The sequence below is a fragment of the Nostoc sp. CCY 9925 genome, from assembly GCF_963920935.1.
In the GTDB taxonomy this organism is placed as follows: domain Bacteria; phylum Cyanobacteriota; class Cyanobacteriia; order Cyanobacteriales; family Nostocaceae; genus Nostoc.
Genome location: NZ_CAWUDO010000027.1, coordinates 80,817 through 91,946, shown reverse-complemented (window position 1 = coordinate 91,946; position 11,130 = coordinate 80,817). Strand labels below are relative to the sequence as shown.

Below are 11,130 nucleotides of genomic sequence, written 5' to 3'. Positions count from 1 at the left end.
TGACTAATGACTAATGACTAATGACTAATGACTAATGACTAATGACTAATGACTACCGTTTTTGGAGAATTGCTGGGCAATTTATTGCAGTATTTTTCACAGCACTTGTAGTAGTAATACTGTGGCAAAATCTTAACCGTAATTTGCAGCAATTGGGCATTCAGTTTGGATTTTATTTCCTCAACCAACAAGCTTCTTTTGAGATTGGTGAAAAGCCGATTAACTACAACCCAACTGATACATACACCCAAGCTTTATGGGTGGGGTTAATTAACTCGTTGCGGGTGGCGATCGCAGGAATTTTTCTCACTACAATTGTGGGTATCACAGCTGGTATCGCCCGACTTTCTGAAAACTGGCTAGTGCGGAATATCACTATGATTTATGTGGAGATTTTCCGTAATACGCCCTTGCTGCTGCAATTATTATTTTGGTACTTTGCTGTTTTCCTCAGTTTTCCGAAAACAGAAAATAAAATATCTTTTTGGGGTTTTATTGGCGTTAGCCAAAATGGCTTAGAACTTCCTTGGTTTACTGTATCACCAGAGTTTTCAGCTTTGTTGTTGGGATTAACTTTTTACACAGGTGCGTTTATTGCGGAAATTGTCCGAGGTGGAATTCAATCAGTACCTCAGGGACAATGGGAAGCAGGGCGATCGCTAGGATTAAAACCAGGGTTGGTAATGCGACTGGTGATTTTTCCCCAAGCCTTACGGGTAATTATTCCACCGTTGACGAGTCAATATCTGAACTTGACAAAAAATTCCAGCTTAGCGATCGCCATCGGCTACCCTGATATTTATTTTGTCGCCTCCACCACTTTTAACCAAACAGGGAGAGTTGTAGAAGTAATATTACTGATTATGGTTACCTATCTGATTTTGAGTTTGAGTATCTCTCTAGTCATGAATTTATTTAATCGCACCGTGCAAATTAAAGAGAGATAACAGGAGATAAGGTAAATGAGGGAGACGCAAAGATGCAAAGAAAAACAAATGACTAATGACTAACAAACAATTGACTTGGTTGCATAAAAACCTATTCAGTACTTGGTACAACAGCTTATTAACTGTTGTGTGTTTGGTATTTTTGTTTTGGATAGTACGAGGAGTGATAACTTGGGCAACGACTCAAGCGCAATGGGCAGTAATTCAGGTTAATTTACCTTTATTTTTAGTTGGTAGGTTCCCTCAAACGCTATATTGGCGAGCTTGGATTGTGCTGGCGATCGCTGCGATTTTAAGCGCTATAACTGCGGGTGTATTTTTTAGCAAGCAACAGTTAACAAGACGTGTAATTATTTTTTTTACGTTCATAGTCGGTGTTTTGTTGGTTATTTTACCACTCGATTTCATATCCCGCATACAGTTACTATTAATTGCAGTTTTAATATTTGCAGGTTTTGGGGTTGGAAGGAACTTTTCTGAAGTACTAGCTCCTTGGCTTTCTCTATTATGGGTATTATCTTTCCCCATCATTCTGTGGCTAATTGGCGGTGGATTTGGATTGCAATCTGTACCGACAAATTTATGGAATGGTTTACTACTTACCCTACTAATGGCAGCAATTAGTATTGTGCTTTCCTTTCCCATTGGGGTTTTACTAGCTTTAGGGCGGACAAGTGATTTACCCGTCGTGCGTTGGTTTTCTATCCTATATATTGAAATCGTTAGGGGAGTCCCATTGATTGGGATTTTGTTCCTTGCTCAAGTAATGCTTCCCTTATTTTTGCCAGCAGATGTACGTTTAGATCGGGTATTGCGAGGAATTGCTGGATTGATATTATTTAGTGCTGCTTACATGGCAGAAAATGTACGCGGTGGACTTCAATCAATTCCACAAGGACAAATTGAAGCTGCCAAAGCATTAGGATTAAATACAGCTTTGGTTGTTTTATTAATTGTTTTGCCTCAAGCTTTACGTGCGGTGATTCCTGCGCTCGTTGGTCAATTTATTAGCTTATTTAAAGATACTTCACTTTTATCTTTGCTCGGATTAGTAGAACTCACAGGTATTGCCCGTTCTATCTTGGCACAGCCAGAATTTCTGGGTCGCTATGCAGAAGTTTATTTATTTATTGGATTAATTTACTGGGTATTTTGTTACTCAATGTCGCTGGCTTCTCGGCGCTTAGAAAAACAGTTAAATCAGTAGTCAGGAGATTTTAAAAAATTAACCTCAGTAATTGTTCATTACTCTATAAGCTTACTAAAAAATTCGGAGGTGCAAATCTGTGTCGACAGAACAAAAACCGATAATTATTGCTGAAAATGTTCACAAGTGGTATGCTAAATTCCACGTTCTTCAAGGTATAAGTTTAACAGTAAATCGCAAAGAAGTTGTAGTTTTAATGGGGCCTTCTGGTTCTGGGAAATCTACTTTTATTCGCACATTCAATGCTTTAGAAGAATACCAGCAAGGAAGAATTGAAATTGATGGTATTACTTTGAGTCATGACTTGCGAAATATAGAAGCAATTCGCCGAGAAGTCGGAATGGTATTTCAACAGTTTAATTTATTTCCCCATTTGACAGTGCTGCAAAATATAACTTTGGCACCAGTTTGGGTAAGGCGATCGCCAAAAACACAAGCTCAAGAATTGGCGATGAAACTACTAGAAAGAGTAGGCATTTTAGAACAAGCACACAAATATCCAGGACAGTTATCTGGGGGACAACAGCAACGGGTGGCGATCGCTCGTGCTTTAGCCATGCAACCTAAAATTATGTTGTTTGATGAACCCACCTCAGCCTTAGACCCAGAAATGGTACGGGAAGTATTGGATGTAATGCGAAGTCTCGCCCGTGATGGAATGACAATGGTAGTCGTCACCCACGAAGTTGGATTTGCCCGCGAAGTCGCCGACCGAGTTATTCTCATGGATAGCGGTACTCTCGTCGAGTCAGCTACACCTGAGACATTTTTCAGTAACCCTAAAGAAGAAAGAACACGCAAATTTTTATCGCAAATTCTCTAAAAAAAATGGAATTGCGACATCTGCGCTACTTTATCGCTGTGGCTGAAGAACTGCACTTCAGTAGAGCTGCTGAAAGACTGCATATCGCTCAACCGCCCTTAAGTCAGCAAATTCAGCAACTAGAGGCGCAATTGGGAGTAGAACTGTTTCACCGCAAAACTAAGCGACAGGTGCAATTAACGGAAGCAGGACAAGTATTTTTGCAAGAAGCTTATCAACTTTTAGCTCAACTCCAAAAAGCAATAGAGGTAACTCAAAAAATTGGCAGAGGTGAAAAGGGACAATTACGAATTGGGTTTACCAGTTTGGTAACTTATAATTTGCTTCCTGTAATTTTGCGACAATTTCGAGAACAGTTTCCAGAAGTAGAGTTAATTTTACAAGAATTAACTACAACTGAGCAAGAGCGATCGCTACAAGAAAATCGCATTCATGTAGGCTTTGCTCATCCACCATTGGAAGATAACACACTCAATCAAAAATGCATTCAGCAAGAAACTTTAATTGTGGCTTTAGCGGAAACTCATTTCTTAACTGAACAAGAAAAAATTTCAGTGCGATCGCTAATCAATGAAAACTTTATCATGTTTCCTCGCCATTTAGGATCTGGACTTTACGACCAAATTGTGAGTCTTTGTCAGCAAGGAAATTTTAGCCCTAAAGTGACTCAAGAAGCGATTCAAATGCAGACAATTATCGGGTTAGTTTCAGCGGGAATGGGAATTGCGATCGTACCATCTTCATTGCAAAATCTTCAGAGAACTGGTGTAGTTTATCGCAGTTTTGAGGAGAAAACACCATTAGTAGAAACGGCTATAGTGTGGCGGGAAGAAGATATGGCGCCTGTATTAAGGGAATTTCTGCAAATGCTTCAACTACGAAACTGAATTTATAAAATCTCGATAGAAGCAGTGCCCTGCAAGCTATTAATCGTTTCTTACAAGCAGAACATATTTACACTGAATATACTGATATCGAAATTGAGCAAAAAAGCCAAATTGCTGATGAGTATTTGCTAACTTTATCTTTAGCCTACCTAGCTGAAGCACGTTGCTATTTAGAATTAGAGGAACATGAAACAGCACTTCGCCGCTTCCAAGAAGGGGCTAGAATTATCCGTTCTCGTATTCAAAAATATGTTAACCTTTTGCTTACTTCTAACCCAGGAGCATATTTACAACCTGAGTTCAAAGGTCAGATTCATTTGCGAAGAATAACACGAATTTACCAATGGATTGATCCAATTACACAAGATTATGAAAAAACGAACCGCAAAGGACGCAAAGGGCACAAAGAAATAAGAATTTCAGAGAGTTTTTGTGTAAGTCCTAAACTATTCTCAATTCTTTCTCTGCGTCCTCTGCGCCTCTGCGGTTCGTAAAAAAAAGGACGAACCCAAAAGTTCGCCCCCACTCATATAGTCTTATGGTATTGCCCAATAAAAACTCAAATCTTAAATCTTCGCTTCTTCCTTCACCAACTTCTCCCAACCCAAATCTTTCAAATTATTATTCCGACGCAACGGACGAGTCACCAACTCCAACATGTCACGCGCATTTGTAAAGCCGTGAATTTGAGCAAAGGTGAACTCCACAGACCATTTTGTATTAATACCGCGTGCTTCCAACGGATTTGCATGAGCCATACCAGTAATTACCAAATCTGGTTTCAACTCATAAATCCGCTGGAGTTGATTGTAATTATCCGGCTTCTCAACAATCGTTGGCAGGGGTGAATTCATTTCCTGGCAAGTTTTTTCTAAAAGCGCCAACTCAGCAGCTTGATAGCGCTTATCCATGTAAGGAATGCCAATTTCGTGAACCGTCATCCCACAACGGATTAAGAATCGTGCTTGGGAAACTTCCAGCAAGTTATCACCCATGAAGAATACAGACTTACCGCGAATCAGTTTGACGTAATCTTCCAAACCTGCCCAAATTTGTGCTTCCCGTTCATCCAAACCCTTGGGAGTAATACCGAACACCGAGCAGATTTTCTCAATCCAAGCCCGGGTACCATCGGGGCCAATGGGGAACGGTGCGCCGATGAGTTTACACTTGCGGCGGCGCATTAAAGTTGTAGCTGTGCGGCTGAGGAAGGGATTGACACCAGCGACATAATACCCTTCTTCCAGTACTGGCAGTTCAGTGAAGCGCTTTGCAGGTAGCCAGCCGGAAACTTTAATGCCTTGTTTCTTCAATTCCAAGGTTAACTGAGTAACTACGGGGTCAGGAAGGGAACCAAAGAGAACTAAGGGTGGGTGATCTACGTACTCAGATTCTTCTTGGGCTACATCTTCTTTCTTCTTACCGAAGTTTAGCAATTTAGCGATCGCATTCCGTTCGCTCTTCTCTGTTTCCGCCACAGGAGCCTTATCAGGGCAACGGTTAGCCATTGCTGCTAACACGGTGTCTTCTCCTTGGGTGAAGGCGTAATCTAGACCGTTTGCACGGGCGACAACGATGGGAATACCGATTTCAGATTCCAGCTTCGGCGCTAAACCTTCCAAATCTGTTTTGATAATTTCGGTGGTGCAGGTGCCAATCCAGACGATTACACTAGGATTGCGATCGCGTTTAATTTGCAAGCACAACCGCTTCAACTCTTCATAATCATTCAGTTGTGCCGAAATATCCCCCTCTTCCAACTCTGCCATTGCATAGCGGGGTTCAGCAAAAATCATCACCCCCATCGCATTTTGCAGGAAGTAGCCACAAGTTTTTGTCCCAATCACCAAAAAGAAACTATCTTCAATTTTTTGGTATAACCACGCCACGCAGCTAATTGGGCAAAAGGTATGGTAATTCCCAGTTTCACACTCAAAGTTTAAAGCTTCTGGTTGTTGAGCGACAGTCATTTTGGTTTTTTCTCCCCTTGATTTTTCCAGTTAGGAGTAATTCAGTTATCAGTTATCAGTTATGAGTTGTGAATTATCAGTTTTTATTACTAACTCTTGTACAGACAAGGATTAATCGCGTTTCTACTCTTAACTCTTGTACAGACGCGATTAATCGCGTCTCTGTTAACTTTTTTTACTCCTAACTTAGTAATTAAGCGTTGGGGAAGAGACGGGCAATTTCGGATTCATCAAAAACGCCAGCTGGCAGTTCTTCCCCTAACAAATCGTTATTTTCTTCAGCCTTTTGCAGTGATGTTTCATCACCCCAGACATCTGACAACACGTCACTAAAAGCATTCTCGTCTAGTGGACTATCTTCAAGTGCCTGGTCATCCAGCTTTACTTCTATTGCGGCTGTTGTTGCATCGAAGGTAATTTCCCCAAACTCATCTGCTTCTACACTAGAGATTTGGAGGGACTCATCTTTTAAATCTTCGTCGTTAGATAAAGAAATATCACCAAAGCCATTTTCACTTTCCTCTGACTCGCTTAACGCCAGATTTTCATCATCAGAATCGACCATTGTGAACTTTTGAGATACGGCCATCGACTCAAAGCCATTTGTATGGGAATGGGTCAATGTTTCATCTTCAGGCTTTTCATCAATTACAGCTGCTGCTTCTTCTACGTATCTGTCTATTTCTGGGCTGATTTGATAGCGGTTTCCAAGAGCAAAATCTGGGTCAAAATGCAAATCCAGCACTTCAATCAGCGTATCAGCATCAGGATTAAGCTTGGCAAAGGGCAACATTAATTGCGCTAACTTTGGTTCTAGAGCGTTAACTACTCCCAGGATGAGGTAAGAAGGTGGTCGCTTCCCGCCATCAGGTGTGTACACCGATTCCACTTCCATGTGCAGGGTAATCCAATCCCGATTGTTCTGGAAAAATTGCAACCACTTCTGCTTTAATGAATCTGTAAAGCTGTGAAAGAATGCCATGTTATTGTCCCCCATCCTGAGAACTTGGTGATTTATACAATCATCAAGTCTAGTTCCTCTTCTGAATTAGGAACCTGGGGTTTACCCGGATTTAGATAAAAATCGGACAACAAAGAGAACAATTCGCGATCTGGTGAGTCATTAGGTACAACACCTTCCGGACGCGCCAAAATTTGGTCGGCGATGTTGAGATAATAATCGCAAACGTAGTCCAGGGAAGGATCTTGCTCTGCCATTTCAAACAAAGTTTTACCTTTAACACGAGAAACGCGGATATCTTCAATCAAAGGTAAAACCTCTAGAACTGGCATTGGCACAGCTTCTATATATTTTTCAATTAAGTCGCGCTTCGAGGTGCGGTTGCCAATTAACCCAGCTAAACGCAATGGGTGAGTTCGTGCTTTTTCCCGGACTGAAGCAGCAATGCGATTAGCAGCAAATAAAGCATCAAAGCCGTTGTCAGTAACGATCAGGCAGTAATCTGCATAGTTGAGTGGTGCTGCAAATCCACCGCAAACTACGTCGCCGAGAACGTCAAACAAAATTACATCGTACTCATCAAAAGCGTTGAGTTCTTTAAGTAATTTCACTGTTTCGCCAACTACATAACCGCCACATCCAGCACCCGCAGGTGGCCCACCAGCCTCTACGCAATCAACACCGCCGTAGCCTTTGTAGATTACATCTTCCGGCCAGACATCTTCGTAGTGATAATCCTTTTCTTGAAGAGTGTCGATAATTGTGGGAATCAAAAACCCTGTCAGGGTGAAGGTGCTGTCATGTTTTGGGTCGCAGCCAATTTGCAGCACTTTCTTGCCACGTTTAGCTAGGGCGACGGATATATTACAGCTAGTTGTGGATTTGCCAATACCACCTTTTCCGTAGACTGCTAGTTTCACTGTTGTTTGCCTCTTATAGCTTTTTGTCAAACTTGTGGCTCAAACGTTTGCCTTCACCTTGCCTGAGACGGCGATGCGTGAGGTCTTGTGGTTGTCATTATTGTGCAAATTACATAGAAAAGAAAGTGGGTCTGAATCTGTAAAACGTTGTTATTTGGCGCTAGATACTTTAAATACCTTTATTTAGGGTTTTATTAGCTTAAAAAACTTATATAAACCTAAAAATCCTAAATAAAGTTTTTTAAATAACTATTTTTATAAAAATAGTTACAAAATACAAAAACCTCAAATTCCCTTTTTTAAATGGTTTTCATACAATTAACTGATTCTCATAGGAGGCGTTTTCAGGGGATTAGGACGCAGTGTCAAGGTTAGACAGAGGTATATGCAGCCATCTGTTGCAAAAACGACTGAAATTAGCGATCGCAATTAAATTCCCACCTTTCCCTCGTTAGCCAACACCACTTGAGAGCAAGTTAATCTGATTTTGTAAAATATTATTAAATTGCCAAATTATTGTCTAAAATTCTTCAAATCTCTAAGCTGCATCAATATAACTAGCTAATATTTAAGAAATATTAAGATATTTATTTTCAGAAAAGTACAGTCTTGTCAAGTCTAAAAAATCAATGTTAATACTCAACATCTCTGTGTTGAGAAAAGTTATGAGTGATGCACAAAAAAACCGTAACTTTGGTTGCCTTAATGTTAATTTAATTCCTGTCTAGGGAATTATATCTATAAAGGAACTCATGGCTTAACGGTACAAATCGTCAAAGCTTGCTGTTAAAGAAATTAATTTAAGAAAACTCGCTCAAAAATATGGAAGTTAAATTAGGATTCGGAGCTATTCCAAAACCTCAATATGTCTTTGTTAGTAGAGAAACCGATCACTGTTGGTATATGCTATCTGAAGATGAAAGGCGCATCCCAATTTATGAGAGAGCCTTAACGGGAGTAATCACAAAGATAGAAATCAATAAAAAGGTTGAAACTAAGTTTAAAGTAGTTGAAAAGAATGATTTATATATTTTGGCAGATAAACCTTATATCATTCGTTCAGGAAGTGAATCTTACTTTTCTAAAAGTTTGTTGTTATCTTTGGATGTCCTTAATTATCAACAACTACATAATCCACTGACTATTTCGGTTAGCCCAGGGGATAGTAATGTGGTTTTTTGTAGTATTTACGATCCGGTTACTTATCAGTCTGTAGGTGTTAGTTGGGATGGACACAAGGAAAATAACTGGCAAGCTATAGGACAGAAAGTAAGTTTAAAAATTAATTCTATTCAAAATTTAAATCAAGAACCAATACAAATATCTGCTAATACAATGCCTTCAGAAGTCCAGACAGTGCTGATAGCTCAAACTGACAGATATTTAGCACAATTAAATTGGACTCCAGAACAAGGTAGAGAGTATTTGCAGCAGAAATATGGCAAGCGATCGCGCTTACAACTCACTGATACAGAAATTCTCGAATTTATTGATTATTTGGAAGGAAAACTAACTCAAAACTGTCAAATTTAGGTGCTGTTGTGTGATGTTTAAAAAATGGCGTAGGCGTAGCCCGTCGTAAACATCGCTCAAGACCAGATATTAATCCAAATCTTCTTCAGTAAGTCCAGCATCTTTCATAATGCTTTTCAAAGTTCCAATCGGTAAATCTCGATTACTATGAACCGGAATAGAAAGTATCACATCAAAACCATCTTTTGCGTAAATGTGATGGCTGCCAGTAATTCGTTTCAATTCCCAACCCTGCCGTTCCAAAACTTTACAAAGTATTTTACCTGAAACTGCTTTCATAGCGAGATTTCAACCAACTCTTTATCAGGGTCAAGTTCTTCTCGTTCGCTTGCAACTTCTAACCAACCTTGAATCGCATCTTGTAGCATCTCTAACAAATGTTCGTAGCTGTCTCCCCAAGTGTGACATCCTGGTAAGGCAGGTACAGAACCACACCATACACCGTCTTCTTGCCAGATAACTGCTTTAATTTTCATCACCAATCATCTCCACAAGACTGCGCCTAATATTTTAGTACTAAACAGTTGCGATCGCCTGTCTACTGTACTCAAATGTGAGCTTTGGATAATTGCGATCGTAGAAAAATCTAGGTTTACTAAAGATACATAAAATTTCGGATTTTTTACATTAATCAAATCATTGATGACGATAGGCAATTGTAATTATCGAACTACTTTAAGCGATCAACAATACCAAAAATATCATTAATAAGACCTAATCCAGTTATCAGTGCAAGTGTAACCGCAGCGTACTGAGCTAAGACACTTTGCTGTTGCTGAATTAAGACAAAAACCATAACCCCAAGAAAGATAGAGACCACAAGTAGAAGTTTTATAACTTGTCCTTGCGAACGCATATGATTAAAACTTTCTATCGTTGTTCCAGATTCAGAAAAGTCAATATACTCATAGTAAATTATTTCTTGATGTATATCATGATACATTTTACTTAAACCCTTTGTACGCCACTCCTTTGAGTAAACTTTATCATCAAGTTCAAAACAACAAACATGTTTTATCCCACTTGGGATATAAGATGATATGATATCACTAGAAACTTTCTTATTACATCCTGAAATATCAACAATCAAATTATTTAAATCAGGAAAACTTCTCTTTATATTTTTGATTGAAACTTCGGGATTTACAAATAAAATTTTTATAATCCTCTCTTCAATTGGATTTAAGGATAGTAGAGATTGATATGCAATTTTATACTCATTATGATTAATTAAAAGTTCTTCAAACTTATCTTTTATTTTCCTAATTTGATCTTTGACTTCTGAAAGCTTACCTACAGCTCCTTCGTTGACTCCAAAGTAAACATCTCGAACACCTTTGACTTGAATACAATGCGTTAATATATTGACGTAAAGTCCCGGATTATCGCTTTGAATGACAAGTAGTAACTGTTTCGTCATTTGAATATTCCTGAAATATTTCAATTCGATCCTTTCCAGTAGCTTTAGCTAACTTCAATGCAAAATAAGCTTGACGTGAGTTATTACCAATGCCAAAGGATAATGTAGCCTTTGAGAAGCTAGCGAACTTGATTCTTAAAGTTTCTAACTGGCTTAATGATATTGCATCAGATTGCAATATGGCGAGTAAGCTATCTCCAGCATTAAATATTATTTTTGCATTGAACTCATCTGATAGAGTTTCTGCCAACCATAACATGGCTGATTGGAAATTATTGGAAAAATTTGATAAAGACTCGATTTGATCTGTGGTAATGAAAAACTCGATTTTTCGGCCAACATCGTCACCGTCTACTGCAAGATATAGATATCCCATAGACAATAAATATCCAACTATAATAATCTATTTGTCAACAACTTCAGTAATAACTGAATAATATTTGAATCGATTAAAATGTTAAT

The 11,130-nt window shown here is 39.0% G+C and carries 13 protein-coding genes; 6 read left to right on the top strand and 7 right to left on the bottom strand.

The window, feature by feature from the left end:
* Positions 1-41 precede the first annotated feature (41 nt).
* The 5 genes from ACM0OY_RS16295 to ACM0OY_RS16275 all read left to right on the top strand — a co-directional run bounded on the left by ACM0OY_RS16295 (position 42) and on the right by ACM0OY_RS16275 (position 4,358).
* Positions 42-947, top strand: coding sequence for an amino acid ABC transporter permease (locus ACM0OY_RS16295; RefSeq protein WP_414569887.1), 906 nt, complete (start codon positions 42-44; stop codon positions 945-947).
* Positions 948-1,002: 55 nt separating this feature from the next.
* Complete coding sequence (locus tag ACM0OY_RS16290) at positions 1,003-2,154, top strand: amino acid ABC transporter permease (RefSeq protein WP_414569886.1); 1,152 nt, start codon at positions 1,003-1,005, stop codon at positions 2,152-2,154.
* A gap of 79 nt (positions 2,155-2,233) precedes the next feature.
* A complete protein-coding gene (locus ACM0OY_RS16285) occupies positions 2,234-2,977 on the top strand; it encodes an amino acid ABC transporter ATP-binding protein (RefSeq protein ID WP_414569885.1) in 744 nt (247 codons plus the stop codon).
* Positions 2,978-2,982: 5 nt separating this feature from the next.
* Entirely contained in the window at positions 2,983-3,864 is an 882-nt protein-coding gene (locus tag ACM0OY_RS16280) for a LysR family transcriptional regulator (protein ID WP_414569884.1), read from the top strand.
* A gap of 125 nt (positions 3,865-3,989) precedes the next feature.
* Complete coding sequence (locus tag ACM0OY_RS16275; RefSeq protein WP_414569883.1) at positions 3,990-4,358, top strand: hypothetical protein; 369 nt, start codon at positions 3,990-3,992, stop codon at positions 4,356-4,358.
* Between the two features lie 72 nt (positions 4,359-4,430).
* On the opposite strand, the gene ACM0OY_RS16270 is transcribed toward ACM0OY_RS16275, so the two are convergent.
* The 3 genes from ACM0OY_RS16270 to bchL form a co-directional block, all read right to left on the bottom strand.
* On the bottom strand, positions 4,431-5,834 hold the full coding sequence (locus ACM0OY_RS16270) for a ferredoxin:protochlorophyllide reductase (ATP-dependent) subunit N (protein WP_414569882.1): 1,404 nt from the start codon (positions 5,832-5,834) through the stop codon (positions 4,431-4,433).
* Between the two features lie 193 nt (positions 5,835-6,027).
* Entirely contained in the window at positions 6,028-6,816 is a 789-nt protein-coding gene (locus ACM0OY_RS16265; RefSeq protein ID WP_414569881.1) for a DUF5331 domain-containing protein, read from the bottom strand.
* Between the two features lie 32 nt (positions 6,817-6,848).
* Positions 6,849-7,715: a ferredoxin:protochlorophyllide reductase (ATP-dependent) iron-sulfur ATP-binding protein gene (bchL, locus tag ACM0OY_RS16260; RefSeq protein WP_292774821.1), complete on the bottom strand. Its 867-nt coding sequence runs from the start codon at positions 7,713-7,715 to the stop codon at positions 6,849-6,851.
* 822 nt (positions 7,716-8,537) lie between these two features.
* Between bchL and ACM0OY_RS16255 the strand changes: the two genes are divergently transcribed.
* Positions 8,538-9,248, top strand: coding sequence for a hypothetical protein (locus tag ACM0OY_RS16255; RefSeq protein WP_414569880.1), 711 nt, complete (start codon positions 8,538-8,540; stop codon positions 9,246-9,248).
* 69 nt (positions 9,249-9,317) lie between these two features.
* On the opposite strand, the gene ACM0OY_RS16250 is transcribed toward ACM0OY_RS16255, so the two are convergent.
* The 4 genes from ACM0OY_RS16250 to ACM0OY_RS16235 all read right to left on the bottom strand — a co-directional run bounded on the left by ACM0OY_RS16250 (position 9,318) and on the right by ACM0OY_RS16235 (position 11,044).
* Positions 9,318-9,527: a type II toxin-antitoxin system HicA family toxin gene (locus ACM0OY_RS16250; RefSeq protein WP_414569879.1), complete on the bottom strand. Its 210-nt coding sequence runs from the start codon at positions 9,525-9,527 to the stop codon at positions 9,318-9,320.
* Positions 9,524-9,724 carry a type II toxin-antitoxin system HicB family antitoxin gene (locus ACM0OY_RS16245; RefSeq protein WP_414569878.1) on the bottom strand — a complete coding sequence of 67 codons (201 nt, stop codon included), beginning with the start codon at positions 9,722-9,724 and terminating at the stop codon, positions 9,524-9,526. Before ACM0OY_RS16245 ends, ACM0OY_RS16250 begins: the two co-directional genes overlap by 4 nt.
* 194 nt (positions 9,725-9,918) lie before the next feature.
* Positions 9,919-10,668 (bottom strand): hypothetical protein, encoded by a 750-nt coding sequence (locus tag ACM0OY_RS16240; RefSeq protein ID WP_414569877.1) that lies wholly within the window; start codon positions 10,666-10,668, stop codon positions 9,919-9,921.
* A complete protein-coding gene (locus ACM0OY_RS16235; RefSeq protein WP_414569876.1) occupies positions 10,631-11,044 on the bottom strand; it encodes a mCpol domain-containing protein in 414 nt (137 codons plus the stop codon). Before ACM0OY_RS16235 ends, ACM0OY_RS16240 begins: the two co-directional genes overlap by 38 nt.
* Positions 11,045-11,130: the final 86 nt, after the last annotated feature.